This is a genomic window from Nocardia aobensis NBRC 100429, from assembly GCF_000308375.1.
Classification (GTDB): Bacteria; Actinomycetota; Actinomycetes; order Mycobacteriales; family Mycobacteriaceae; genus Nocardia; species Nocardia aobensis.
The window spans coordinates 69,646-92,925 of the sequence record NZ_BAFQ01000296.1 but is presented as its reverse complement, the minus strand read 5'-3'; the positions used below and the strand labels follow the sequence as shown (position 1 = coordinate 92,925).

The window sequence follows — 23,280 nt, the reverse complement described above, 5'->3', positions numbered from 1 at the left end:
GCCGAATACGACGAATTCGGCGAGGTGTTCGCACCCCGGCTCGCCCACCTGGTCGAGGTTCTGGCCGACGCCGTCGCCTGCCTCGATGCCGCCCATGCCCATCCGGCGCGATTGGACGCCTACCTCGACGAACTGCGCACGGCGCATGCCGACACCGCGGCCGCCGTGCGGGAGCTGTCGGAGCGGCACATCCCCGGCCACGCCCAGCAGGCCGCGCTGCTCGCGGTGGTCCGCTCGATGTACTCACTCGACGCCGGGACCGAGTGATCCGTGTACGAGCGCGCGGCGCGGGTATGGCGTCAGCGTTGCCCACCGAGACCATGAGGAGGTCGCAGCATGACAACAGTCACCGAATCGGTCGATGTGCACGTACCGGTGACCACCGCCTACAACCAGTGGACCCAGTTCGAATCGTTCCCGCAGTTCATGCAGGGCGTCGAGCGGGTCGAGCAGCGCGACGACACGCACACCCACTGGACGGTGCACGTGGCCGGCGCGACGCGCGAATTCGACGCGAAGATCACCGAGCAGCACCCCGACGAGCGGGTGTCGTGGACCTCGGAGGCCGGTCCCCGGCATGCCGGAGTGATCACTTTCCATCGACTCGACGAGGACACCACGCGCGTGACCGCGCAGATGGATATCGATCCCGACGGGTTCGTGGAGAACGTCGCCGACAAGCTCGGCATACTCGATCGTCGCGTCAAGGGTGACCTCGAGCGTTTCCGCGACTTCATCGAATCGCGCCCACGGGAATCCGGTGCCTGGCGCGGCGACGTCGACCGGCCCCGGCCGTAGCGCATGCCCGCGTCCTCGCCCACTCCCGGTGGTTCGGCGCCGCTCGATGCCGAGCCCGTCGACGCCGTGATCATCGGCGGCGGGCACAACGGCCTGGTGAGCGCCGCGCTGCTCGCCGATCACGGCTGGGATGTGGTGGTGCTGGAAGCTCAGGACACCGCCGGGGGCGCCGTGCGCAGCGCCGAGCTGGTGCCCGGCTATCGGATGGATCTGTTCAGCGCGTTCTATCCGATGGCCGGCGCCTCGCCGGCGCTGCGCGGCCTCGGTCTGGAAGATCACGGATTGCGGTGGAGCCGAGCGCCCATCGTGTACGGCCACCCTTGCAGTCCCGAGGACACGGACGCCGCCGTCGTACATCCGGATGCCGAGATCACGGCCGAGGCGCTGGCCCGGCGCGACAGTCGCGACGGCCGCACCTGGATGCGGCTGGTCGAGCAGTGGCGGCAGGTACGCGAACATCTGCTCGGGTCGTTCCTCGGCCCGTTCCCGCCCGTGCGCGGGGCGGCCGGGCTGTGGCGCGATCTCGGATCCGCCGAGCTGTTCCGGTATCTGCGGTTCCTGATCCTGCCGGTCGGGCGGATGGTCGACGAACTGTTCCACGACGAAGCCGCCAAATTGCTGATCATGGGCAACGCGATGCATGCCGATGTCCCGGTGGACGCGCCCGGCAGCGGCGTCTATGGCTATCTGCTGAGCATGCTGGCCCAGGAGGGCGGATTCCCGGTTCCGGTGGGCGGGGCCGGGGCATTGAGCGAAGCCCTGGTGCACCGCGCCGAATCGGCGGGGGCCCGGGTGCACTGCGGGCAGCCGGTGGAACGCGTCGTCATTCGCAACGGGCGCGCCGACGGTGTGATCACGGCCGCGGGTCAGCTCGTGCGGGCCCGTAAGGCGGTCATCGCCGATATCGACGCGCCGACCCTCTACACCCGGCTGCTCGCCGACGCGGATCTGCCGCGGCGGTTGCGCGCCGATCTGGAACGATTCACCTGGGACGCTCCGACCGTCAAGGTGAATTACGCACTCTCCGAACCGATTCCGTGGCGGTCGAAGCAGCTGCGGGAGGCGGGCACGGTGCATCTGGGCGCCGACCGGGCGGGGCTGGCGCGGTGGACCACCGATATCGGCACCGGCGTGGTACCGCACACGCCGTTCATGCTGTTCGGTCAGATGACCACGGCCGATCCCAGCCGGTCGGCGCCCGGCACCGAATCGGCGTGGGCATACACCCATCTGCCGCGCGGGGTCACCGACGACGCCTCGGCCGACCTGCTGGCCGAACGGGTCGATGCGGTCCTCGAAGCCCACGCGCCCGGCTTCGGCAGCCGGATTCACGCGCGGATCGTGCAGCGGCCCAGCGATTTGCACAGCGCCGACGGCAATCTCGTCGGCGGCGCGGTCAACGGCGGCACCTCCCAGCTGCACCAGCAGTTGGTGTTCCGGCCGGTCCCGGGACTCGGGCGGCCCGAAACCGTGGTGCCGGGACTGTATCTGGGCTCGTCCTCGGCACATCCGGGCGGCGGTGTGCACGGCACCTGCGGCGCCAACGCCGCCCGCGCCGCGCTGGCCGACTCCCGTCCGACCGGCTGGCCGCGGCGAAAGTTGTTGTCCCGCTTGCACTCCGCGCTCTACGACACCGACCGCTGATCGGACGGAGCCAGCTCGTGGACCTGTCGATCACCTTCGTCGGCAACGCCGCGACGCTGCTTTCCTTCGGCGAGATTCGCAACCCGCCTGCCCGCCGGGCCGCGACTGCCCTTCGGCCTCACCGTCACGATGGACGGCGCGCAAGGCGCCGGGCTGGTGGACCTGCTGCGGATGCGGCAGCGCAGATGGGCCGATCGCCTCGTGGAGATTCCGCGCGGCGAAAACCGTGGTGCTGTGAGCGCCGGCGGCACGTGTACGACGCGCCGCGCTGGGCATTCGGGCTGCAAACACCCAGCGAACAGGAGCACACCATGAGATCACCGCATCGTCTGCTGGTCGTTACCGCCGCCGCGGTCGGCCTCGGGCTCGGCGCGACCGGCGTCGGAGCGGCTCAACCGGCCGCACTGTCGGCGCAGGACAGCGATTTTCTCGTCGCCGTCCACCAGGGGAATCTGACCGAGATGCTGTCCGGCGCGGGCGCGGCGGCCATGGGCACCTGTCAGCAGGTGCGCGACCTCGGCCCCGTTCTGGTGACCGACCACACCCGGCTCGAGGCGATGGGCGCCGCGGTCGCGATCCCGAACGGCGTGGCCCTGCCGTTGATGCCGTCCGCCGACCAGACGCAGCAGATGCGCGAGACGGCGATGAAGACCGGCCGCGATTACGACCTGGCCTGGCTGCACATGCAGGAGGGATTCCACGTCCAGACACTGCAGGCGGGCGCCACCGAGACCGCGCAGGGCAGCAGCCCGCAGGTCACGGCGCTGGCACAGAACGCCGCGCCCATGGTCCAGCACCATCTGGACATGATTCGCGACGCCTTGGCGGTGTGCTGATGGGCGAGGTCACGATGGGAGTTCCCGGTTCGGCCGAACAGGTGTTCGCCGTACTGTCCGACGGCTGGTCCTACGGCCACTGGGTGGTGGGGTCCACCCACATGCGCGACGTGGATCAGGACTGGCCGCGGATCGGCTCCCGGATCCATCACAGCGTCGGCGCCTGGCCGCTGATGGCTCAGCAGGCCACCCGGGTGGTGGCCGTGGATCCGCCGAACAGCATCGAACTGGAGGCGGAGTTGTGGCCGGTGGGGGTGGCGTGGATCCGGCTGGCGATGACGCCCATCGACGCCGACACCACCGAGGTGAGCATGAGCGAGGAGATCATCCGCGGACCGGGCCGGCTCATCCCCGGCGTGGTGCAGACCATGGCCCTCAAGCCCCGCAACAAACAATCGCTGACCCGGCTCTGCGATCTGGTGGCCGCACACTACGTCGAGACCCGCAAACCCTAGTGCTCGGTATCGGCCGCGGGCATCGGTCGTCGGCGTTCATCGCCTGCGGTGCTCCGGCCGCTGATCCTGGTGCGTCGGGCGTCCCGGCCGAAGGCGTATCGGCTCCGGGTGCAGCACGGCGCTGCCGCCGGACGTTCGTGCGCGCAGTCCGGCGGCCAGCTCCGTCGCCACGTCGACCGCGGAATGGGCGGGCCGCCAATCGAGTTCACGCCGCGCTCGCTCCGCCCGCACCAGACATGCCCGATCGGCCAGCTCGAGCCAGGCCGGGTGCAACGGCAGCAGTCCGAGTCGCCAGCCCGCCAAGGCCGCGGCGGCCAGCGCAGGGCGCGGGACGGGAACCCGGAATCCGCCGAAGATCTCGGTCAGCGCGGGCGCGGTGAGTACCGGTTCGGCGGCCAGGTCGAACGCGCCGGTGGCCCGGCGCACCAGAATGGCCCGGATCGCCGCGGCCACATCCTCGGCGTGCACGAGTTGCAGGCGAAGCCGCGGCCACAGCGGTACCGGCAGCCACACGCGGCCGACCGGCGAACGCGGCAGCCAGGGCCCGAGTAGCCAGTCGCCGAGTTCGGCGGCCGCATCGGATTGGGCGATGCCGCACGGCCGGATCCGAGCGAGGCCCACCGCCGGGTGTTCGCCGGCGAAGGCGTCGAGCCGCCGTTCCAGTTCGGCCTTGCCCAGACTGTAGGCACCACCGGGTACGCCGTCGCGGGACTGCTGCTCATCGACGCGGGTCCAGCGTGGCGCGGGAGAATTGGCGGCCACCGACGACGCGACCGTCAGATGCGCGACGCCGCAGTCGGCCACCGCGCCCAGCACGTGGTCGGTGCCGATCCGGTTCGTGCGTTCCAGCGGCGGATCGGTACGTCGCGGATGCACGGCCCAGGCCAGGTGCACCACCGCGTCCACCCCGTCGAAGGCCGCCGCCAGCGTGGGACGGGCCGCGGGGTGCCCGATATCGCAGGCGACCCATCGTGCCCGCGCGTACGGTGCCCGGTCGGTGGGCGGCGGCCGCCGGGCGACGGCGACCACCTCGGCATCGGGCAGCGCCCGCAACAGCGCCGTGCCGACATTGCCGCTCGCGCCCGTGATCGCGATGCGCATGCGCCCCTCCCCTACAGCGAACAGCCCGCCGCGGTCGCCTCGGCCAGTTCGTCCACCACGTCGGCGATCGCTCCGCGCCGGTGCAATGCCGCCGCCTGCCGCCGGGCGCCGTTGCCGCGGGCCGTCACCGCGGCGATCGTCTCGGTCACGAACTGCTCCTCCTCGAGTTCTCGCAAGGCCGGGGTGACGTGCTCGACGAGCCGGGCCAGCCGGATGCGCGCCGGTTCCACCCGCCCGACCAGCGGATCGATTCCGTCGCCGTCGAGTCCTTCGCGCGCGGCCTTCCAGTAGGCGGCGCGCAGGGTGGCGGCCGGCACCGCGGGCGCCCGTCGACCACGACGTACCTCCGCACGGCCGACCACCGCGGCGGCGCGCACCAGACTGGCCAGCAATGCCGATTCCTCGGCCGTGACGGGGACGTCGCTGATCCGGATCTCCAGCGTCGGGAAATGCACCGAGCGGCGGATATCCCAATAGACCATCCCGGTGTCGAGGATGCTGCCGCAGGTCAGCATCAGCTCGACCGCGGCGTCGTAGTCGGCGCGGGAGTCGAAATACGGCGGCGGGCCGGCACTCGGCCAGCGCCGCCACAACACGTTGCGCCAGCTCGCGTAGCCGGTGTCGATTCCGCGGTAGACCGCGGAATTGGCTGTGAGCGAAAGGAATACCGGCAACCACGGCCGCAGATGATTGCTGATCTGCACCGCGGTCTCCGGATCGTCCACCGAGACGTGGACATGGCAGCCGCACAGCCCCTGTTCGTGCGCGAGCATCCCGAATTGCTCCTCGATGCGGCGGTAGCGCGGCGTGTCGGTGACCGGATAGGCGTCGGGCACCGTCGGCGGCACCCCGGTGGCGAGCAGCCGGGCGGAGTTGTCGGCCGCGGCACGGACCACGGCGCCGCGCAACTGCCGCAGCTCCCGCAGCAGGTCGTCCACGTGCGTGTGCACGGAGCTGCTGGTCTCCACCTGACAGCTGGTCAGTTCCAGCTGCAGATCGATACCGGCATCGCCGGCCGACCGCGCGACCTCACAATTCTTCGGGACCGGCGCGCCGGAGACCGGATCGACCAGCAGGAATTCCTCCTCGACCCCGAACGTCACATCGGCGGCATCCATCGGCTCACCCGCCCGGCACAGTCCATGGCTCGGTGATGCCCGGCGGCCGGAACGGCAAACGCATTCCGGTGCGGATCGAGGTTTCACTCGCCGGGTGCGGGTAGCCGCCGCATGTGACCATCTCAGGACTACGCGAGTTGACCGAGCATCCGGGACCTTTCGCCTCGGTCTACATCGAGACCGTCAGCGATACCGAGGACGCCGGGCACCAGCGACGACTGCGCAGCCGTGCCGTGCGGGAGGCCCTGGACGGGGACGGCGCGGACAGCGCCGTCCTCGACGCTGTCGAGCGAGGGCTGTCCGATCCGCCGCCGGGGCATGCGGGACAGGCCGTCATCGCCGATGCCGACGGCGTCCTGCTCACCGAGGCCCTGCCGGAACCGCCCGCCCGCACCACGGTCCGGCTCTCGTCGATGCCTTATCTGCTGCCGTTGCTGCAGTTGCGTTCACCGGCCCTGGCCCACGTGGTCGCGGTGGTCGACGATCGCGGCGCCGACCTGTACACGGTCGACGGCGACGGTCACCGCACCGATCACCGGACCGAGGGCGCACGGCATCCGGTGCACAAGGCGCACGGGGGCGGATGGTCGCATCGCTCGATGCAGAGCCGGGTCGAGGAGACGGTGCGCCGGACCATCGATGCCACCGCGGAGGAGGTGGTGCGCTTGGCCGACGAGGCGGGCGCGGGCCTGATCGTGGTGGCCGGTGAGATCAGCGCGCGCACCGCGCTGATCGGCGCGCTGGCCTCGCATCACCGCCGAGTCGCGCAGATCGACGGCTTCACCCGGCAGCCGAGCGACGACCGGGCCGACCTCGACCGGCGGGTCGGCCAACTGCTGCGGGACCGGGAGCGGACCCGAGTTCGCGACGTGCTCGACGGATTCGAGCAACGCCGCGCGCACGAACTCGCCGTGCAGGGCCTGCCCGGTGTCGCCGCGGCGCTCACCGAACGCAATGTCGAGACCCTGCTGATCGACCCCGCCGTCATCGGCGACCGGGCCGTGCACGTGGGGCAGGATCCGACCGCGGTGCAGGCGTCGAATCTGCCCTCGGGCTCCGGCGTCGTACGCCGCGCCGACGAGGCGCTGCCGCTGGCCGCGCTCGCCGCGGGGGCCGACATCGTGACCATCGATCGGGATCCGGCTCCGACCGACGGTGTCGCCGCTCTGCTCCGGCACCGCTGATCCGCGAAAGGAGAGGACGATGGACCGAGCAAACACCAAACACGGTGCGCGCGAAGATGATCAATTACGTCACGACCTCCAGGGGACCCTGCGCGGCAACCGCTCCAGCCGCGCCGAGGAGTGGCGGGATCCCGAACCATCCGCCGACGACGACCCGCAGCTGACACCCCCGCGAACCACGACGCCGGAGGGCGCCGAACACGACCGGACCGGCGAAGTCGACTGATCGCATCCGATTCGCGAATCGGCGATTCCGCGCCGGTTACGGTCGAGCAGGCGGGGTATCTCTCCCGTACCGAGAACGATTCGACGTAGCGCCCTATCCGTCAACGGCGACGGATACCCGCAATTTCGGTCCCGCACAACGGAGTGCGCCGGTGCGAGGCCTACGACGAATCGTCTCTCCGGACGGGGCGGTAGTTCCAGCACGACCGGCCGACTGCCGCGCGGCCGGTACCGGCTTCACGGCCGGTGCCGGCCGATTTCTCCGATGATGTTGTGCCAGAAGATTTTTCGGGACGTCATCCCACCGGAACCGGGTGGCGCCGCATGTGTCGGGCGATGCGTCGCATACGGTCGATAGCCGCGCTCACGACATCCGGCCGCCCCGCATGATCCGCCCTGTGAGAGCCCCACGATCCGCTCCCGGCCGGGCCGGTCATCGGCTTCCGAGCCATCGGGCCGCGGGTTCTCGATCACCGGGTCGTCGTCGTATTCCCTCTGCTCGACCGACATCTCGCGACCTCCCACCGGCGCGCGCCCACGCGATACCAGCACGAGTACCCGCGCACGAGCGCAGCGAAACCGCGAATTCGATTGAGCCGGATATAGTTTCGGTTACGGCCGAACGCCGGGGCGAGAACCGTCGGGCCGCGAGCTTGTCAGGCCATCTTGTCAGGCCATGGAGACGATCAGCGCGATCGCGACGACGACGAACACCACCACGATCGCCGCCACGATGACGATCAGCAACGCCCCGCTGGCCGGGAAGTGATGCCGGGTGCTCGGCTCGGGCGCCGAGAGACCCGAGGTCTGTGCGGTATCGGGCGGAGTGGAACCGGGGGCTACACCACCACCGGGTTCCAAGTCCGGAGTCTTGGCCGGGTCCGGATCCATTGCAGACATGTCGGGCGTCCTGTCCGGGGCGAGCGCGCCCCTGATCGTCGTCGGCTTCTCACTGCAGCCCTACCCCGCACCGGCGGGGGCAACCACGCCGGTACGGGGAAATCGGGCGAAACCTACGTCGGTGGCGCGTCGACCACGCGCAGGTATGTGTTCGCACTGTCCGGGTAGGCGGGAGGTATGACCGACACACCTCCCCTGGCCCTGGTGACCGGCGCGTCCAGCGGTATCGGGTTCGAGCTCGCCAGACAATTCGCCGAACGCGGTTACGAGGTGGTCATCGCCGCCGAGGGCACGACACCGATTTCTTCCGGCGCGCGAAGATGCTGGACACCCGCATCGGCCGCGGCCCCAAGGACGATCCGGCCGAGGTCGCCCGCCAGGGGGTCGACGCGCTGCTGGCGGGCGAGCAGAAGGTCGTCGCCGCCTCGCTGCCCACGAAGGTGCTGGGCCTGGTTGCCCGGGTCGTCCCCGACGCGCTGAAAGCCAAAGCGGGACAGATCATCTCGGGCCGCTGATCGTGTACCGTCACGCCGCTGTCGACCTTCCCCGAGGCCACGGCCTGCCGACCCGTGGCGCTGACCAGTAGCCGTGCCGTCGTCCATCGGGCGCTTCCAGTCGCTACCCCAGCGCGGAGCAACCGGCGACGGCCAGAACGGCCGCCGCCGGAACCAGATATCGGCGCGGGGCGCGCGTCAGGCGGCCTGGGCCTGCCACATCCAATGCAGTTGCTCCAACCGGCCGGCGATATCGATGAGCAGATCCTGAGTGACCGGATCGGCCTTCTCGGAGGCATCGATCCGCTCACGCAGCCGGCGCACGACCGCGGCCAGGGAGGCGACGATCGCCGCGATCACGTCACCGTCCTGCTGCCACCCCGAGGGGAACGATTCGGCGCTGGAACTCTCCGCGACCGTACGGGCGCGCCCGTCCGGGCTGACACCGATGGCGGTGGCCCGTTCGGCCGCCGCGTCGGTGAAGCCGCGCGCGGTCTCGACCAGTTCGTCCAATGCCAGATGGACGGTGCGGAACCGGGGGCCGATCACATTCCAGTGCGCCTGCTTGCCGATCAGGCTCAGATCGATCAGATCGACGACGGTGGCGCGCAGTGCGTCACCGGCGATCCGTTGCTGTTCCGGCTCCAGCACCGTCGCGATCGGATCGGTGGTCGTGGAGGTCTTGGCCACGATGGTCTCCTTCCTCGCTGACAGTCATCACCTAGGCGACTGCTTGCGTGCACGACCTACCCGCTGCCGGCGACTCCAAACGAGCGGCGCGGTTCAGCCGGCGGCCATCGCCATCGCCAGATACACCACCATCACCGCGAACAGGAACCAGCCCGCGCCCTGCCATACCGGCCACGGCCGCCCGCCACGCCACTGCCGCACGGTGATGACGAACGCGCCGATGCCGCCCAGTAACAACACGATTCCGGGCACCAGACCGACGGCCAGCCGCGACGCGGTATCGCAGGCCACGTGATCGGCGTCGGCGCACTGCTCCCGCGAGGCCGCCCAGCCCAGCGCCACCCCGGCGACGATCGCCGCCACCACCAGCACACCGACCACGTACCGCACGGCCCGCCGGAAACTCGGCGGGTCACTCCAGCGGGGATTGACCTCGCGTGCCATCGTCACCTCCGGCCCGTTCGTCGTGCACTCGTCACCCCGGCACTACCCGGCCCCTCCGCGAATATTCGATCGGTGCCCAGGCGCTCGTTTCGCCCGATCCCTCCCGGGTAGGCGGTCGCTGAGGACCGAAGGAGGCCGATGTGCACCGCGAACCCGACCCGCACGGCGACACCGATTCGCGCAGCCCAGCCGACCCTGCCGACCCCACACCGGCCCCCGGCCGAGCCGCCCACCGGCTGACCGGAGCGCGCGCCGCGGCGGCACTGGCCGATCTGGGCCTGACACCGGTCGCCGCCGGGGTGATCGCCCGGCGCCGCGGCATGATGGCGGTGCTGGAACGCCTCGGCGCCGACGACCGCGCGGTCCGCCGGATGCACCGGCTGCGCCGCGAATTCGGCAGCGGGCCGGTCGAACTGGCGCTGCCGGGGCGGCGGGTGCTGGTGCCGCTGGATCCCGCCGACGTCTCGCGGATACTCGACGGCGCGCCGACTCCGTTCCATCCCGCCAATCGGGAGAAGATCGCCGCACTGCGTACCTTCCAGCCGCACGGGGTGCTCATCTCCGAGGGCGCGGCCCGCGAACAGCGCCGCCGCCTGAACGAACAGGCGCTCGACACCGACCGGCCGCTGCACCATCTGGCCGATCCGTTCGCCGGGGTGGTCGCCGATGCCGCCCGCGAGCAGATCCGCACCGCGATGCAGCGCGGCGGGCTGGACGCGGCGCACTTCACCACCGATTGGTGGCGACTCGTGCGCCGGATCGTGCTGGGCCGCCGCGCCCGCGAGGACGACTCGATCACGGATCGGCTGTGGCGGCTGCGCGCGGCGGGCAACTGGTCCTACTTCGCGCGGCCGCATCGACGGCTGCGCGAGCGCTTCTACGAGCAACTCTACGATTACGTGCAGTCGGCCGAAACCGACAGTCTCGCAGGCGCATTGACGCAACTGCCGGCCGCGGGCACGGTCGATCCGGTCGGCCAGATCCCGCATTGGCTGTTCGCCTTCGACGCCGCCGGTACGGCGACCATCCGCGCCCTCGCCGTACTGTCCACGCATCCCGAGCAGCTCGCCCGCGCACGGCTGGACGCGCAGGAGCCCGAGCGCGCCATGCCGCGGCCGTATCTGCGTGCCTGCATCCTGGAGTCGCTGCGGCTGTGGCCCACCACCCCGGCAATATTGCGCGACACCACCGAGGACACCGCATGGGGCCGCGGCGACGACCGGTTCACCGTGGCGGCGGGCGCGGCCCTGCTCATCCCGGTACCGGCCTTCCACCGCGACCCCGACACCCTGCCGTTCGCGCACACCTTCGAACCCGATATCTGGCTCGACGGACGCGCCGAGCGGTACCCGCAGCTGGTGCCGTTCAGCGCCGGGCCGGCCCGGTGTCCCGGTCGCGATCTGGTCCTGTTTCTCACCACGAGCGTGCTGGCGCATCTGATCGACGAACTGGATCTGGAGCTGCGCTCGCACCCGCGGCCCACCCCCGGGGCGGCGCTGCCGATCACCTTCGACAACTTCCGCATCGACTTCACCGCGCGGGCGCGCGCACTCCAAGCCGCACAGTCGCCTTCGCCGGCGGGGAGGTGACGGACATGCGCGTGGTCGTGGTCGGAGCCACCGGGAACGTCGGCACCGCGGTCGTGTCCGCACTGGCCCGGCGCCCGGAGATCGACGCGATCGTCGGACTGGCCCGGCGGCTGCCGCGGCAGCCGGCCGAGGGAGTGCGGTGGGCGCGCGCCGATATGCGCTGCGACGATCTGCTCACCGAATTCCGCGGCGCCGATGTGGTGGTTCATCTCGCGTGGGTGTTTCAGCCGACGCATCGCCCGCTCGAGACCTGGCGCGCGAACGTCCAGGGAACCGAACGGGTCTTGCGCGCGGTCGCGCAGGCCGGCGTTCCGTCGCTGGTGTACGCGTCGTCGGTCGGCGCGTATTCCCCTGTGCACCATGATGATCCGGTCGGCGAGGACTGGTCCACGGAAGGCTGGCCACCGGCCGGGTATATGCGTGAGAAGGCCTATGTCGAGCGATTGCTCGACCTGTTCGAGAACGAACATCCGGACCGGCGGGTGGTGCGGATGCGCCCCGCCTTCACCTTCCAGGAGGCCTCCGCCAGCCAGCAGCGCCGGCTGTTCGCGGGCCCGCTGGTGCCCGGCAGTGTGCTGCGCCCTCCCCTGATCCCGGTGCTGCCCGTGCCGGCGGGTTTGCGGCTGCAGGCGGTGCACGCCGACGACATCGGCAGCGCCTACAGTCTCGCCGTCGTCGACCCGAGCGTGCACGGCGCGTTCAACCTGGCCGCCGACCCGGTGATCGATCGCGCGAAACTCGGCGCATTGTTCGATGCGCCGACGGTTTCCGTACCGCCCGGGGCCGTGCGCGCCGCGTTGGCCGTCGGCTGGCGCCTGCGCCTGGTCCCCGCCCCGCCCGAACTGTTCGACGCGATGATGCGCCTGCCGATCATGGACACCACCCGCGCCAGGCGCGATCTCGGCTGGGCACCACGCGTCGACGCCGTCTCCGCCCTGCGCGAGGTCCTGACCGGTATGAGTCACGGATCCGGCGGTGCCACACCGCCGTTGGCGTCCGACGCCGGTGGGCGTCTGCGGGTGCGGGAGTTCGCCTCCGGTGTCGGTGGCAGCGACCCGGTCGACCGCTGGGGCGCGGACCTGTGAGTGTCTTCGGTCGCCCCGGCCGCATGCTGAACCACGCGTGTCCCCACCGCGTGAGATCTGTGGGGGTTTCACACCGCGGGCAGGGCAGGAGGTGAGCGACGATGTGCATGCAGATGATGGGGATGCTGCGCAACATGTGGAACATGATGTTCCCGATGATGCCCATGTAATCCGGACGACGAGAGATCGAACCACGCCGGATCGTCGTCGGCGTCGTGCTACCCGGGAGCGTTGACCTCGTCCGGCGTCTTGTCCGGCCGCAACCCGCGCCAGGACGGGTGACGCAAGCGCCCGTCCCCGGTCCGCTCTGTGAACGACACCTCGCCCACCAGTTCCGGTTCCACCCAGATCGCGTCCTTCACCGGCGCCGTGACCGTGGGGGTCTGCCGCCGCAGCGGCCGCAGCTTGGCTTGGAGATCATCGAGCATGGCCTGGGTGAAGCCGGTGCCCACATTGCCGATGTAGACCAATTCCCCGGCCTCGTCGTGCACGCCCATGAGCAGTGAGCCGATGCGTCCCGCGCGCCGGCCCGCGCCGGGCCGCCACCCGACGATGACGATCTCCTGATCGTTGACGTTCTTGACCTTCGTCCACAGCGGACTGCGCCGGCCGGGCAGATACGGGCTGTCCAGCCGCTTGCACACGATGCCCTCGAGTCCCAGCCGCGCCGATTCGGCGAGGACGTCGGCACCGGTGCCGGTCAGCCGGGGTGGGATGCGCCAGTTCGGGCCGCGCAGGCCGAGTTGTTCCAGCAATCGGCGGCGTTGCTCGTAGGGCAGATCGATCAGCGGCCGGTCGCCGATGTGCAGCAGATCGAAGATGAGGTAGGTGGCGGGAACCGAGCGGGTCAGTGCGCGGATCATGGCCGGATTGCGCTGGTGCATGCGCGGTTGCAGTGCGGCGAAGGAGGTACGCCCGTCCGCGGCGAAGGCGACGATTTCACCGTCGACGACGATCGGCGGCGCCGCCGGGGCGAGGTCGGCGAGTTCCGGCCAGGCAGCGGTCACGTCGTTGCCGTTGCGCGAGATCAGCCGCAGGTCCCGATCCACGTAACCGATGGCGCGGATACCGTCGAATTTCACCTCGTACGCCCACGCCGCGCTGTCGGCGGGCAGAGCGCCGGCCGTCGCCAGCATCGCCGCATACCGCGGCAATCCGCTCATGAGAGCCCACCCTTCGATCGATGGCTATTTTTCGGTTACTACCCTGAAATCCTCCTCTTACAGCGATGATGACGCTGACATTTCGGTCACGACCCGATCTCGCAACCACCCGATTGACCGGCCGGGCCGCGATTTCGTATGGTTGTGCGAGCGACGATTCGAGGAACCCGGCGAAAATCCGGGACGGTCGCGCCACTGTGAGCCTTCCGCCGGGCGGAAAGCGAGTCAGACACTCGGATCGCGTGGTAACCACCATCGAGCGGGGACGCGCAATCCCCGGAGGAGAGTCACATGGCGACGTCCTACGTTCCCCGGTCCGGCCTGGAGTCGATGCGACTCTCCATTCCCACGACGGCCCTGTGGCTGGGCGGCACCACCGTCCTGGCGCTGCTCGCCCTCTATTTCATCGGTATCGATCAGGGCGCGGTCTCGATCTTCGGCGACGATATGCACGTGCACGAATTCGTCCACGACGCACGGCATTTCCTCGGCTACCCCTGCCACTGACCGCAGGATCGAGCCCCACAATGGAAAAACGAATCATCGGCCGCGGCGTACTGGTCGGCGCCATCGGCGGGCTGCTTGCCTTCGTGTTCGCCCGGATTCTGGCCGAACCGATCATCGATCGCGCCATCGCCTACGAGGGCGGACGCGACGAGGCGCATACGACACTGGAGCAGGCCGCCGGTCACACGATGGCCGGCATGGAAGCGGGCGAACTGTTCACCCGGTCGGTGCAGGCGAGTATCGGCGTCGGCTTCGGCATGATCGTGTTCGGCGCCGCGATGGGTGCGCTGTTCGCGGTCGTGTACTGCCTGTTCGTGGGTCGCGTCGGCTCGTTGAGCCCGCGCAATCTCGCGCTGTGCGTGGCGGGCGGCATGTTCGCCGTGCTGTACGCCGTGCCGTTCTTCAAGTATCCGGCCAATCCGCCCTCGATCGGCAACCCCGACACGATCGGGCAACGCACCGGCCTGTACCTGCTGATGGTGGCGATCGCCGCGGCCTGCGCGGTGGGCGCCGTATGGCTGGGCCGCACGCTGCAAGCGCGCCTAAGCAATTGGACGGCGACCATCGCCGCGGGCCTGGCCTTCGTCGTGGTGGTGACCGCGATCGCGGCGCTGCTGCCCTCACTCGGGCATCTGGCCGCCAACCGGGCCCTGGGCGACGCGGCCACCGAAACGCCGCGGCCGCTGACCGATTCGAGCGGCCGGATCGTTTATCCGGGCTTCCCCGCCGACGATCTGTACTACTTCCGCTTCTATTCCCTTGCCGCACAGGTCATTCTGTGGTCGGTCATCGGTGTGGGTTTCGCGACGCTGGCGCCGCGGCTGTTCCGGCGCGCGGACGACTCCGCCGCGGCCGCGCCGGCAGCGGCGGTATGAGCACGACCGTCACCCGGCTCACGCTGATCAGCCACGGCATGACCGCGGCGATGCGGTCGGCCCGTTTCCCGGTCGACGAACCGCTCGACGAGCCGCACCGCGGCACCGCCTCCCCGGCGGTGCCGCAGGCCGACCGGGTAGTGGCGGCTCCGGAACTGCGGGCGACCGCGACCGCCACCCTGCTGTCCCTGCGCGCAACCACCGAGCCCGCCCTGCGCGACCTCGACTGCGGCGACTGGGCGGGCAGGCCGATGGACACCCTGGCCCCGGCCGACCTCATGGCCTGGATGACGAATCCCGCCTACCGCGGCCACGGCGGTGAAGCGCTCATCGACCTGCTCGACCGGGTACGCGACTGGCTCGGCACGGTGGTCGCGGACCGACGCCGCATCGTCGCGATCACCCATCCCGCCGTCGTCCGCGCGAGCGTCCTGCTCGCCCTCGCCGCGCCACCGGAATCGTTCTGGCGCATCGACATTCCGCCGCTCAGCGCCACCACACTGCACAGCCGCGGCCCGGCCTGGACCGTGCGGCACACCGCGAATCCGCTGTGAGATCGTGCGGCCCGGCCATGCGGGTCCGCCTCAATGGGGCGCCGACTTCTTCTCGACCAGATCGGCGAGCACCGCTGCCTCGCTGATGTCGATCCGCTTGGTGGCCGACAGCAGAGTGAGCATGCCGCGCCCGGCGAGTTCGCGAAGATGATCCAGGTCGGCGGCGCGTTCCGGATCGTGCAGTTCCTCCCGGTAGCGGCGACCGAATTCGTCGAATTTGGCGGGGTCGTGGCCGTACCAGGTGCGCAGTTCGGTGGAGGGCGCGATCGTTTTGCACCATTCGTCGAGGTGGGCGTTCTCCTTGCTCATCCCGCGCGGCCACAGGCGATCGACCAGCACGCGCATCCCGTCGTCGGGATCGGGATCGTCGTAGATCCGCCGGACCTGGACTCGCGGTCGTGTCCTCGCCATCGCGCTGCTCCCTTCGGTCGGCCGTCTCGCCCGGCACCCACAACGCGGGATGGCCGGTCCCCTTCCCGCATCCGAGGGTAATCACGCGCGCGGCCGCATTCGCCCGCTCGCCGAGAACGCGTCCGCGCACCCCTACCTACGTAGCCGTAGGTTACGGTAGCGTAGGTTGAATGAACGCCCCGATCTCGACCGCCGATCCCGTAGCCCTACCCCCGTCGGTCGAATTCGACAATCGCGACGCCGTCTACGAGTACTACCGCACCCACCGGGCGCCCCGCACCCGCGCGCGCCTGTTCTACGCGATCACCGCCTATCGCAAACGCCCGGCGGTCCGCTATGCGGACGGCGCCCGCGCGGCGATCCGGCAGTTGATCCGGGACGACCGCCGCATGATCATCGCGATCAACCATGTGAGCGTGGAAGATCCGCGCACCGTCGCCGCCTTCGCCTGGCGCAGCGTGTTCCGGCCGCGGATCGGCCACATCCGGGTGCTGGCCAAGGACGAACTGTTCATCGAGCCGGGACAGCGCTCGCGCATCGACGTCATGGGCGCCATCCCGGTGTTCCGCGGCAAGGATCACGGCGCGCGCGCCGCCTACGCCGCCGGTCAGCAGCTGATGGACGTCTGCGTCGGGCGCATGGTCGACGGCGACGACCTCGCGCTGTTCCCCGAAGGGACCTGCAACGAGACCGATCCGGCCCGGGTGCAGACCATCGGCACCGGCATCGGCCACATCGCCGCGCGCGCCCGGAACGCCGGGGCGGCACCGGTTTTCGTCTTCCTCGGCCTGGCCTACGGCCCCGATGGCCGCGCCACGTTCTACCTCGACGAGCCGCTGCCGGATTTCCCGGAGCGACCGGCCCAGATCACCCGGGTCGTCGGCACCCGGATGCAGCGCGCCCTCGACGGGGCGATCGCGGCCGTCCGGTAACGCGCGTCAACCGGCGGGCAACGTGCGCACACCCGACCCGGCGGCCACCGCACCGACCACCGCGCGAAAGGATTCGACATCACGGGCCGGTGGCCGCATGCCCACGGCCTCCAGCGCATAGGCCTTGAAGGCTCGCGCCGCCCGGCTCGGCACATACGGCGTCGGCGAGGCCTGCGCGAAAGATGTCTCGCCGCCATCGGTTTCGCCCCAGAACCGGACGTCGGTGCGCGCGCTGCCGATATACCGGTGGGCCCATTCGCGCGCCGGTGCGCCCAGTGCGGACAGGTCCCCGGCAACGGCGAAGGCGTGCGGTATGGGCACCTGCCGCCGGCAGCGCAGCACACAGCCGAGGTCGAGCACGCCCAGCCCGAGGATGGTCAGTGGCCGGATATCGCCGGGTGAATCGACCGCGACGGCGACCTCCCAGCCGGCGACGGCGCGGTCGAACAGCCACCCGCCGGCACGCGAGACGACCTCGACCGGGTTGTCCGCGATCACGATCAGCTGATATCGAAGCGAGCGCCGGCCGGATTCGGCGACGGCGCATTCGCGCGGAGACTCCGCCGCGTGGACGTTCGTTGGATACCGGTGCGACACAGCAGACATAGCACTTCCGTTCCGATCACAACCACCACTGCCTTCCCCTCGGACGGCCCACATCGCCCGAGCAGAGACTAGTTTATTTTCCCCCAACGGGAGAAAATATTGGCCAAACTCGCATCCATCCAGCCGGCGGGTTGTCCGGACCCGCCGACGACATCCGTAGCCTGAGAGGGGTGAGCGGCGGGAATACAACCGAATCCGGGACTGGAATCGTGCGGACATCGCGGCGCGGGCGCGGGCGGCCGCCCCGGCTGAGCCGGGATGGCATCGTCGCCGCCGCACGCGCGCTGCCGCCGGAAACACTCACCATGAAGGCGGTCGCCGACGCGCTGGGCGTGGATCGCAAATCACTGAACTACTACGTCAGCGACCGCGACGGGTTACTGGAACTGGTCGCACTCGACGCCTTCGAAACCGAGATCCGCCGCCTCGACCTGTCCGCCGACGGTGACTGGCGGCAGCTGCTGCACCTGTTCGCCGCCGCGGTCGCCGAAGCCCTCACCCAGGTCGGGGTGCTGATCTACCACGTGCGATTCCGTGGCCGAGGCGGACTGTCGACGCTGGCGGAGATCGAGCGGATCTTCCAATCGCTGGTTTCCGCCGGATTCGAGCCGATGGAGGCCGGGCGCACCCTGCGGCTGCTCGCCGATATCGCGTACTCGGCGGCGCGCGAATCCGCGGAGGCGAACCGGGGCCATGTGGACCTGCAGGCCGAACACGTCGCGCGGACACTGAATTCGGAAGTGGGAGAAGAGTTCCCACTTCTGCGGCAGGTGGCGACCACACGCGAGAGCGCCGGGCGGGTCGGCGAGCAGTTCGAATTCGACGTCGACCTCGTGATCGCCGGGCTGGAACGCAAACTCGAGGCCCGCGGCCGGGCCTGAGACCACCGGATTTCGATCCCGGTGACCGTAACGCTGGCCGGCCCCGGCCGGCGGGTGGTTACCTACCGCACGTCCGACAGGCCAGAAGAGAGGTCGTGCGATGTCCGTCGACGAGGCAGCCGATACCGCGGTGCGAGTGGTCCGGCTGGGTAACCACATCGGAGCCCGGATCGAGGGGGTTCGCCTCGGCGGCTCGCTGGACACCGGCACAATCGCCACGATCCGCGCGGCCCTGCACCGGCACAAGGTGATCTTCTTCCGTGGCCAGGACCACCTCACCGAAGACGGGCAGTACGAATTCGCGCAACTGCTCGGCACGCCCACCACGCCGCATCCGACACTCACCTCCGCCGGGGTGAAGAGTCTGGCCATCGATTCGCAGCACGGCCGCTCCAACGTCTGGCACACCGACGTCACCTTCATCGACCGCGTGCCGAAAACCTCGATCCTGCGTGCGGTGTCCCTGCCGTCCTACGGCGGATCCACCACCTGGGCCTCCACCGTCGCCGCCTACGACTCGCTGCCGCAACCACTGCGCGTGCTGGCCGAGAATCTGCGCGCCCGCCACACCAACCGCTACGACTACGCCGCCGAGGCCGACGACCGGCCCGATGCCGGAACCCGTTCGTACCGAACCGAATTCGAGTCCCGCTACTTCGAGACCGAACATCCGGTGGTGCACGTCCATCCGGAGACCGGGGAACGCGCGCTGCTGCTGGGCTGCTTCGTCTCCGAGATCGTCGGCCTCTCCACCGCCGAATCACGGGCCCTGTTCCGCCTGTTCCAGGATCGGGTGACCCGGCTCGAGCACACCACGCGCTGGGATTGGGCGCCCGGCGATGTGGCGATCTGGGACAACCACGCCACTCAGCACTACGCGATCGACGACTACGACGGCGCCGAACACCGCCGGCTCACCCGCATCACGCTGGCCGGTGCCGTACCCGTCGGCGTCGACGGCCGCCCGAGTACGGTGATCTCCGGTGACGCCGCGGCCTATGCCCGCCCGCAGTCGCTGCCGCGGGCGGCATGAAGGCTGGTGGCCAGCGCGGCGTGCGGAACCGGAGCCGTACTGTCATTTAGTCTTTGACCAACCTGCGCCCGGTGGCGGCGCGCGGACAGGTGCCGGCAGAGGGCTGACGATGGGAGTCCCGTGAACCTGTGGAACTACATCCGAGGGCGGGGTGACACTCTGGCCTTCCTCACCTATCAGCATGCGTCACTGGCGTTTCAGACGGTTCTGGTCGGCACGATCGTCGCCGTCCTCATCGCGATGGCGGTCTACCGGCTGCCGCTGCTGTCCCAGCTCTCGCTCACCTCGAGCCGGGTCGCGCTGACCATCCCGTCGCTGGCGCTGCTGGCCCTGCTGCTGGTCCCGTTCGGGCTGGGTGTGGTCCCGTCGTTCATCATGCTGGCGTTCTTCGCGGCCCTGCCGGTGATCGGCAACGCGATCGTAGGGTTGCGCTCGGTACCGGCCTCGGTGGTGGAATCCGCACGCGGAATCGGATTTTCCCGCACCCGCATCCTGCTCACCGTCGAGTTGCCGATCGCGTGGCCGGTGATCCTGACCGGTATCCGGGTCTCCACCCAGATGATCGTCGGTGTCGCCGCCATCGTCGCCTATGTTCTCGGGCCGGGCCTGGGATCGCTGATCTTCAACGGCCTGTCGCGACTGGGCGGCGCGAACGCGCTGGAGACCGCGGCCACGGGCACCATCCTCATCGTCATCGTGGCGCTGGTGTTCGACGCGCTACTCGTTCTGCTGGGCCGCCTCACCATCGCCGAAGGACTCTCATGACCGACGCTGTGACCGACCGGCCCGGACCGGCGACGCCGGAACGCAATGTCACCGGGGCGTCCATCGTCCTCGACTCGGTCGTCAAGAGGTACAAGGGCCAGGACAAGCCGGCCGTCGCCCGCCTCGACCTCGAGATCGAGGCGGGACAGATCGTCGCCTTCGTCGGCCCCTCCGGCTGCGGGAAGACGACGACGCTCAAGATGATCAACCGCCTGATCGAGCCGACCGAGGGGCGCATCTTCATCGGCGGGCGCGACGTCACCCGCGAGGACCCGGACAAACTGCGGCAGTCGATCGGGTACGTCATCCAATCCGGTGGTCTGTTCCCGCACTGGTCGGTGCGCAAGAACGTGGGCGCGATCCCGCGGGTGCTCGGCTGGGACAAGAAGCGGATCGCCGAACGCACCGAATATCTGCTCGAACTCGTCGGTCTGGATCCCGGAATATTCGCCGACCGACTGCCCAAGGACATGTCCGGCGGCCAGCAGCAGCGCGTCGGAGTCGCGCGGGCGCTGGCCGCCGATCCCCCGGTGCTGCTGATGGACGAGCCGTTCGGCGCCGTCGACCCGATCACCCGAGTTCGCCTGCAGGACAGCCTGATCGGGATTCAGCACGAACTCGGCAAGACGATCGTCGTCGTCACCCACGATTTCGAGGAGGCCACCAAACTCGGCGACAAGGTGCTGATCCTGTCCGAGGGCGGGCATGTCGAACAGTACGCGCGGCCCGAGGAAATCCTCACCGCACCGGCCACCCCCTTCGTAAAGGAATTCGTCGGCTCCGGCGCCAAACTCGCCTATCTGACCGTGCAGCGGGTGCGCGATGTGGAGTTCGACGACGTGGTCACCGCCCGCATCGGTGAGCCGTCACAGGCGGTGATCCAGCGCGCGCGGGCCGCCGGCCAGACCTGGGTGGTGGTCGTCGACGCCGCCGGGCGGCCGCGGTCGTGGCCCTCGCTCTCCGAACTGGCGAGCAAACCGGAGGTGTCGGACTACCTCGATCGGCGGTTGCCGGTCGTCGCGCGCTCCTCGACGCTCAACGACGCCCTCGACGCGATGCTCGCGGCCAGTCAGGGTGCGGCCCTGGTGACCGACGGGCGCGGTGCGGTCGTCGGCTCGATCGGCATCGGCGCGGTGACCGAGACCATCCAGGCCGCACTCGCCGACGTACGCTCCGAGGAACACGACACTTCCTACGAAACCTACGTCGACGGAACCGATCCCGCGCCCACCCCGGTGGTCGCGGCCGACGACGAGCACGAATCGGCCGGGCAGTCATGACCCGCCTGCGCCGGCTGCCGATGGACGTCTGGTTCGAGCCGTTGATCATCCTCGTCATCGGCATCGGCTACATCGTCTGGTATCGGTCGACGACGTTCACCCCGACCGAGCAGGCCTCGCTGGCCTGGTCCAACCTGCAGACCACGATCTGGTCGCATATCGAACTGACCGTGGTGGCCACCGTGATCGTGGTCGTGGTCGCGATTCCGCTGGGTATCGCGCTGACCCGGCCGGCGCTGAAACGTCTGGAGCCGCTCGCGGTCAACATCGCCAATATCGGCCAGGCGGCGCCGGCGGTCGGGCTGCTGGTGTTGTTCACCTTCTGGCTGGGCACCGGATTCCGCACGGCGGTCGTCGGTCTGGTGGTGTACGCGATTCTGCCGATCCTGCAGAACACCATCGTCGGCCTGCGGCAGGTGGATCAGCGCACCATCGAGGCCTCGCGCGGGATCGGGTTCTCCGCCACCCGCACCCTGGTACGGGTGGAGCTGCCGCTCGCGGTGCCGGTGATCCTCAACGGGGTGCGCACCGCCCTGGTGATCCTGGTCGGCACCGCCACCCTGAGCACCTTCATCGGCGCTACCAGTCTCGGCACCCTGATCACGACGGGCGTCACGCTGTTCCTGCCGAAACTGCTCGTGTCCGGGGCGATTCTGGTCGGACTGCTGGCGTTGATCATCGACTGGCTGGGCAGACTCGTCGAACTGGCCGCGACTCCGCGAGGTGTGTCATGAGGTCGGTTCGGGCCCTGGCACTGTGCGCGGTCGTCCTCACGGTATCGATGCTCGCCGGCTGCGGGCTGGTCAGCTCGTCGGGCACCTTCCACGATGCGAGCCTGCCCGGCGGGCAGCGACCGCTCGACGGCGCGAAACTCGTGGTGACGTCGAAGAGTTTCACCGAGGGCGTACTGCTGGGCAAGATCACCGCGACCTATCTGGCCGCGGCCGGCGCGAAGATCACCGATCTGACCGGCGCACCGGGTTCGGCGTCGTCGCGGCAGGCTCAGCTCAACGGTGACGCCGACATCCTGTGGGAGTACACCGGTACCGGATGGGTCAACTACCACAACGAAACCGAGACCATCTCCGATCCGCAGGAACTCTGGCAGCGTGTGCACGATATCGAGAAGCGTGAGCACAACCTGGAGTGGCTGCCGCCGGCGAATTTCAACGACACCTACGCCTTCGGTGTGTCGACGCCGACCGCGCAACGGCTCGGGGTGAAGTCGCTGTCGGATGTGGCGGCGTTGCCGGTGCGCGATCGCACGTTCTGCGTCGACGACGAATTCTTCAGCCGCGCCGACGGTTTCATTCCGATGCTGCAGAAGTACGGTATCCCCTACAACGATCCGAACGGCGTGCCCACCGGCAACGTCACCCGGATGGACGCCGGCGTCGTCTACACCGCGACGGCCAAGAGCGCGCCGTGCAATTTCGGCATGATCTACACCACCGACGGCCGGGTGAAGAATCTGAATCTCGTCGTGCTCGACGACGACAAGAAATTCTTCCTGCCCTACAGCGGCGCCGCCGTCGTGCGCGGGGAGATCCTGGACCGCTATCCGCAGTTGCGTCAGCTGCTGGGCACGATTTCCGAGCGGCTGACCAATGATCTGATGCAGGAACTCAACGGCCGTGTCGATATCGACGGCGAGGATCCCGCCGACGTCGCCTACGACTGGTTGAAGAGCGAAAAACTCATCGAGTAGAA

Annotated in this window: 28 protein-coding genes, 2 pseudogenes and 1 riboswitch; of the genes and pseudogenes, 22 read left to right on the top strand and 8 right to left on the bottom strand. The window is 69.5% G+C overall.

Annotated features, from left to right (window positions below; all coding sequences use genetic code 11):
* The 6 genes and pseudogenes from RJ03_RS33665 to RJ03_RS33645 form a co-directional block, all read left to right on the top strand.
* The coding region (locus RJ03_RS33665; protein ID WP_036510891.1) for a hypothetical protein at nt 1-267 on the top strand (267 nt) is incomplete at its 5' end.
* A 69-nt stretch (nt 268-336) separates the two neighbouring features.
* Nucleotides 337-798, top strand: coding sequence for an SRPBCC family protein (locus RJ03_RS33660; protein WP_036510888.1), 462 nt, complete (start codon nt 337-339; stop codon nt 796-798).
* A gap of 3 nt (nt 799-801) precedes the next feature.
* Nucleotides 802-2,442, top strand: coding sequence for a phytoene desaturase family protein (locus RJ03_RS33655; protein WP_036510885.1), 1,641 nt, complete (start codon nt 802-804; stop codon nt 2,440-2,442).
* 81 nt (nt 2,443-2,523) lie between these two features.
* Nucleotides 2,524-2,757 (top strand): annotated as a pseudogene (locus RJ03_RS38760) (hypothetical protein); the annotation flags it as partial.
* Nucleotides 2,754-3,278: a DUF4142 domain-containing protein gene (locus tag RJ03_RS33650; protein ID WP_157163592.1), complete on the top strand. Its 525-nt coding sequence runs from the start codon at nt 2,754-2,756 to the stop codon at nt 3,276-3,278. The pseudogene RJ03_RS38760 and the gene RJ03_RS33650, both read left to right, overlap by 4 nt.
* Entirely contained in the window at nt 3,278-3,733 is a 456-nt protein-coding gene (locus RJ03_RS33645) for an SRPBCC family protein (protein ID WP_036510969.1), read from the top strand. Before RJ03_RS33650 ends, RJ03_RS33645 begins: the two co-directional genes overlap by 1 nt.
* 36 nt (nt 3,734-3,769) lie before the next feature.
* On the opposite strand, the gene RJ03_RS33640 is transcribed toward RJ03_RS33645, so the two are convergent.
* Nucleotides 3,770-4,834, bottom strand: coding sequence for an NAD-dependent epimerase/dehydratase family protein (locus RJ03_RS33640; protein ID WP_036510882.1), 1,065 nt, complete (start codon nt 4,832-4,834; stop codon nt 3,770-3,772).
* Between the two features lie 11 nt (nt 4,835-4,845).
* Nucleotides 4,846-5,952, bottom strand: coding sequence for a glutamate--cysteine ligase 2 (locus tag RJ03_RS33635; RefSeq protein WP_036510879.1), 1,107 nt, complete (start codon nt 5,950-5,952; stop codon nt 4,846-4,848).
* Nucleotides 5,953-6,065: 113 nt separating this feature from the next.
* On the opposite strand from RJ03_RS33635, the gene RJ03_RS33630 reads away from it, so the two are divergent.
* Nucleotides 6,066-7,136, top strand: a complete 1,071-nt coding sequence (locus RJ03_RS33630) for an Rv2629 family ribosome hibernation factor (RefSeq protein ID WP_036510874.1) — start codon at nt 6,066-6,068, stop codon at nt 7,134-7,136.
* A gap of 19 nt (nt 7,137-7,155) precedes the next feature.
* Nucleotides 7,156-7,362, top strand: a complete 207-nt coding sequence (locus RJ03_RS33625) for a hypothetical protein (protein ID WP_036510870.1) — start codon at nt 7,156-7,158, stop codon at nt 7,360-7,362.
* A gap of 668 nt (nt 7,363-8,030) precedes the next feature.
* On the opposite strand, the gene RJ03_RS33615 is transcribed toward RJ03_RS33625, so the two are convergent.
* On the bottom strand, nt 8,031-8,261 hold the full coding sequence (locus tag RJ03_RS33615; protein WP_036510863.1) for a DUF6480 family protein: 231 nt from the start codon (nt 8,259-8,261) through the stop codon (nt 8,031-8,033).
* Between the two features lie 177 nt (nt 8,262-8,438).
* On the opposite strand from RJ03_RS33615, the pseudogene RJ03_RS39180 reads away from it, so the two are divergent.
* Both RJ03_RS39180 and RJ03_RS38755 read left to right on the top strand, forming a co-directional pair.
* Nucleotides 8,439-8,516, top strand: a pseudogene (locus RJ03_RS39180) (hypothetical protein); the annotation flags it as partial.
* Between the two features lie 65 nt (nt 8,517-8,581).
* Complete coding sequence (locus tag RJ03_RS38755; RefSeq protein ID WP_036510859.1) at nt 8,582-8,776, top strand: Rossmann-fold NAD(P)-binding domain-containing protein; 195 nt, start codon at nt 8,582-8,584, stop codon at nt 8,774-8,776.
* A gap of 177 nt (nt 8,777-8,953) precedes the next feature.
* Here RJ03_RS38755 and RJ03_RS33605 read toward each other — a convergent pair whose 3' ends face one another.
* Together RJ03_RS33605 and RJ03_RS33600 are read right to left on the bottom strand one after the other, a co-directional pair.
* On the bottom strand, nt 8,954-9,445 hold the full coding sequence (locus tag RJ03_RS33605; RefSeq protein WP_036510855.1) for a Dps family protein: 492 nt from the start codon (nt 9,443-9,445) through the stop codon (nt 8,954-8,956).
* A 93-nt stretch (nt 9,446-9,538) separates the two neighbouring features.
* Nucleotides 9,539-9,889, bottom strand: a complete 351-nt coding sequence (locus tag RJ03_RS33600; RefSeq protein WP_036510966.1) for a hypothetical protein — start codon at nt 9,887-9,889, stop codon at nt 9,539-9,541.
* 236 nt (nt 9,890-10,125) lie between these two features.
* On the opposite strand from RJ03_RS33600, the gene RJ03_RS33595 reads away from it, so the two are divergent.
* Both RJ03_RS33595 and RJ03_RS33590 read left to right on the top strand, forming a co-directional pair.
* Nucleotides 10,126-11,478, top strand: coding sequence for a cytochrome P450 (locus tag RJ03_RS33595; protein WP_036510963.1), 1,353 nt, complete (start codon nt 10,126-10,128; stop codon nt 11,476-11,478).
* Nucleotides 11,479-11,483: 5 nt separating this feature from the next.
* The gene (locus tag RJ03_RS33590) at nt 11,484-12,563 is read left to right on the top strand and encodes an NAD-dependent epimerase/dehydratase family protein (protein ID WP_036510960.1); all 1,080 of its coding nucleotides are present in this window, start codon (nt 11,484-11,486) and stop codon (nt 12,561-12,563) included.
* Between the two features lie 218 nt (nt 12,564-12,781).
* Here RJ03_RS33590 and ligD read toward each other — a convergent pair whose 3' ends face one another.
* Nucleotides 12,782-13,726, bottom strand: coding sequence for a non-homologous end-joining DNA ligase (gene ligD, locus RJ03_RS33585; RefSeq protein ID WP_036510851.1), 945 nt, complete (start codon nt 13,724-13,726; stop codon nt 12,782-12,784).
* A 114-nt stretch (nt 13,727-13,840) separates the two neighbouring features.
* Nucleotides 13,841-13,981: riboswitch (cobalamin riboswitch) on the top strand.
* A gap of 36 nt (nt 13,982-14,017) precedes the next feature.
* On the opposite strand from ligD, the gene RJ03_RS33580 reads away from it, so the two are divergent.
* The 3 genes from RJ03_RS33580 to RJ03_RS33570 are packed head-to-tail and all read left to right on the top strand — an operon-like array spanning nt 14,018 to nt 15,662.
* Entirely contained in the window at nt 14,018-14,233 is a 216-nt protein-coding gene (locus RJ03_RS33580; RefSeq protein WP_036510848.1) for a CbtB domain-containing protein, read from the top strand.
* A gap of 20 nt (nt 14,234-14,253) precedes the next feature.
* Nucleotides 14,254-15,108, top strand: coding sequence for a CbtA family protein (locus tag RJ03_RS33575; RefSeq protein WP_036510845.1), 855 nt, complete (start codon nt 14,254-14,256; stop codon nt 15,106-15,108).
* Entirely contained in the window at nt 15,105-15,662 is a 558-nt protein-coding gene (locus RJ03_RS33570; protein ID WP_036510841.1) for a histidine phosphatase family protein, read from the top strand. Before RJ03_RS33575 ends, RJ03_RS33570 begins: the two co-directional genes overlap by 4 nt.
* A gap of 30 nt (nt 15,663-15,692) precedes the next feature.
* On the opposite strand, the gene RJ03_RS33565 is transcribed toward RJ03_RS33570, so the two are convergent.
* Entirely contained in the window at nt 15,693-16,073 is a 381-nt protein-coding gene (locus tag RJ03_RS33565) for a DUF488 domain-containing protein (RefSeq protein WP_036510838.1), read from the bottom strand.
* Between the two features lie 170 nt (nt 16,074-16,243).
* Here RJ03_RS33565 and RJ03_RS33560 point away from each other — a divergent pair, with 170 nt between their 5' ends.
* The gene (locus RJ03_RS33560; protein WP_051025623.1) at nt 16,244-17,005 is read left to right on the top strand and encodes a 1-acyl-sn-glycerol-3-phosphate acyltransferase; all 762 of its coding nucleotides are present in this window, start codon (nt 16,244-16,246) and stop codon (nt 17,003-17,005) included.
* A 6-nt stretch (nt 17,006-17,011) separates the two neighbouring features.
* Here the strand turns inward: RJ03_RS33560 and RJ03_RS33555 are convergent, their stop codons facing one another.
* Nucleotides 17,012-17,611, bottom strand: coding sequence for a hypothetical protein (locus RJ03_RS33555; RefSeq protein ID WP_157121809.1), 600 nt, complete (start codon nt 17,609-17,611; stop codon nt 17,012-17,014).
* Between the two features lie 209 nt (nt 17,612-17,820).
* Here RJ03_RS33555 and RJ03_RS33550 point away from each other — a divergent pair, with 209 nt between their 5' ends.
* The 6 genes from RJ03_RS33550 (at nt 17,821) to RJ03_RS33525 (ending at nt 23,278) form a co-directional block, all read left to right on the top strand.
* Nucleotides 17,821-18,492: a TetR/AcrR family transcriptional regulator gene (locus RJ03_RS33550; RefSeq protein WP_036510836.1), complete on the top strand. Its 672-nt coding sequence runs from the start codon at nt 17,821-17,823 to the stop codon at nt 18,490-18,492.
* Between the two features lie 100 nt (nt 18,493-18,592).
* The gene (locus RJ03_RS33545; protein ID WP_036510833.1) at nt 18,593-19,525 is read left to right on the top strand and encodes a TauD/TfdA dioxygenase family protein; all 933 of its coding nucleotides are present in this window, start codon (nt 18,593-18,595) and stop codon (nt 19,523-19,525) included.
* Nucleotides 19,526-19,645: 120 nt separating this feature from the next.
* Nucleotides 19,646-20,290 (top strand): ABC transporter permease, encoded by a 645-nt coding sequence (locus RJ03_RS33540; protein WP_036510830.1) that lies wholly within the window; start codon nt 19,646-19,648, stop codon nt 20,288-20,290.
* The gene (locus RJ03_RS33535) at nt 20,287-21,570 is read left to right on the top strand and encodes an ATP-binding cassette domain-containing protein (protein WP_036510827.1); all 1,284 of its coding nucleotides are present in this window, start codon (nt 20,287-20,289) and stop codon (nt 21,568-21,570) included. Before RJ03_RS33540 ends, RJ03_RS33535 begins: the two co-directional genes overlap by 4 nt.
* Nucleotides 21,567-22,304, top strand: a complete 738-nt coding sequence (locus RJ03_RS33530; RefSeq protein ID WP_036510824.1) for an ABC transporter permease — start codon at nt 21,567-21,569, stop codon at nt 22,302-22,304. Before RJ03_RS33535 ends, RJ03_RS33530 begins: the two co-directional genes overlap by 4 nt.
* On the top strand, nt 22,301-23,278 hold the full coding sequence (locus RJ03_RS33525; RefSeq protein ID WP_036510821.1) for a glycine betaine ABC transporter substrate-binding protein: 978 nt from the start codon (nt 22,301-22,303) through the stop codon (nt 23,276-23,278). Before RJ03_RS33530 ends, RJ03_RS33525 begins: the two co-directional genes overlap by 4 nt.
* Nucleotides 23,279-23,280 lie beyond the last annotated feature (2 nt).

Bases quoted from the DNA above. Each gene is read 5' to 3' on its own strand.
- RJ03_RS33660 (WP_036510888.1), top strand. From the start codon at position 337: ATGACAACAGTCACCGAATCGGTCGATGTGCACGTACCGGTGACCACC.
- RJ03_RS33580 (WP_036510848.1), top strand. From the start codon at position 14,018: ATGGCGACGTCCTACGTTCCCCGGTCCGGCCTGGAGTCGATGCGACTC.
- RJ03_RS33640 (WP_036510882.1), bottom strand. From the start codon at position 4,834: ATGCGCATCGCGATCACGGGCGCGAGCGGCAATGTCGGCACGGCGCTG.
- RJ03_RS33655 (WP_036510885.1), top strand. From the start codon at position 802: ATGCCCGCGTCCTCGCCCACTCCCGGTGGTTCGGCGCCGCTCGATGCC.
- RJ03_RS33545 (WP_036510833.1), top strand. From the start codon at position 18,593: ATGTCCGTCGACGAGGCAGCCGATACCGCGGTGCGAGTGGTCCGGCTG.
- RJ03_RS33555 (WP_157121809.1), bottom strand. From the start codon at position 17,611: ATGTCTGCTGTGTCGCACCGGTATCCAACGAACGTCCACGCGGCGGAG.
- RJ03_RS33635 (WP_036510879.1), bottom strand. From the start codon at position 5,952: ATGGATGCCGCCGATGTGACGTTCGGGGTCGAGGAGGAATTCCTGCTG.
- RJ03_RS33535 (WP_036510827.1), top strand. From the start codon at position 20,287: ATGACCGACGCTGTGACCGACCGGCCCGGACCGGCGACGCCGGAACGC.
- RJ03_RS33615 (WP_036510863.1), bottom strand. From the start codon at position 8,261: ATGTCTGCAATGGATCCGGACCCGGCCAAGACTCCGGACTTGGAACCC.
- RJ03_RS33590 (WP_036510960.1), top strand. From the start codon at position 11,484: ATGCGCGTGGTCGTGGTCGGAGCCACCGGGAACGTCGGCACCGCGGTC.
- RJ03_RS33650 (WP_157163592.1), top strand. From the start codon at position 2,754: ATGAGATCACCGCATCGTCTGCTGGTCGTTACCGCCGCCGCGGTCGGC.
- RJ03_RS33565 (WP_036510838.1), bottom strand. From the start codon at position 16,073: ATGGCGAGGACACGACCGCGAGTCCAGGTCCGGCGGATCTACGACGAT.
- RJ03_RS33525 (WP_036510821.1), top strand. From the start codon at position 22,301: ATGAGGTCGGTTCGGGCCCTGGCACTGTGCGCGGTCGTCCTCACGGTA.
- RJ03_RS33625 (WP_036510870.1), top strand. From the start codon at position 7,156: ATGGACCGAGCAAACACCAAACACGGTGCGCGCGAAGATGATCAATTA.
- ligD (WP_036510851.1), bottom strand. From the start codon at position 13,726: ATGAGCGGATTGCCGCGGTATGCGGCGATGCTGGCGACGGCCGGCGCT.
- RJ03_RS33530 (WP_036510824.1), top strand. From the start codon at position 21,567: ATGACCCGCCTGCGCCGGCTGCCGATGGACGTCTGGTTCGAGCCGTTG.
- RJ03_RS33575 (WP_036510845.1), top strand. From the start codon at position 14,254: ATGGAAAAACGAATCATCGGCCGCGGCGTACTGGTCGGCGCCATCGGC.
- RJ03_RS33645 (WP_036510969.1), top strand. From the start codon at position 3,278: ATGGGCGAGGTCACGATGGGAGTTCCCGGTTCGGCCGAACAGGTGTTC.
- RJ03_RS38755 (WP_036510859.1), top strand. From the start codon at position 8,582: ATGCTGGACACCCGCATCGGCCGCGGCCCCAAGGACGATCCGGCCGAG.
- RJ03_RS33570 (WP_036510841.1), top strand. From the start codon at position 15,105: ATGAGCACGACCGTCACCCGGCTCACGCTGATCAGCCACGGCATGACC.
- RJ03_RS33560 (WP_051025623.1), top strand. From the start codon at position 16,244: ATGAACGCCCCGATCTCGACCGCCGATCCCGTAGCCCTACCCCCGTCG.
- RJ03_RS33600 (WP_036510966.1), bottom strand. From the start codon at position 9,889: ATGGCACGCGAGGTCAATCCCCGCTGGAGTGACCCGCCGAGTTTCCGG.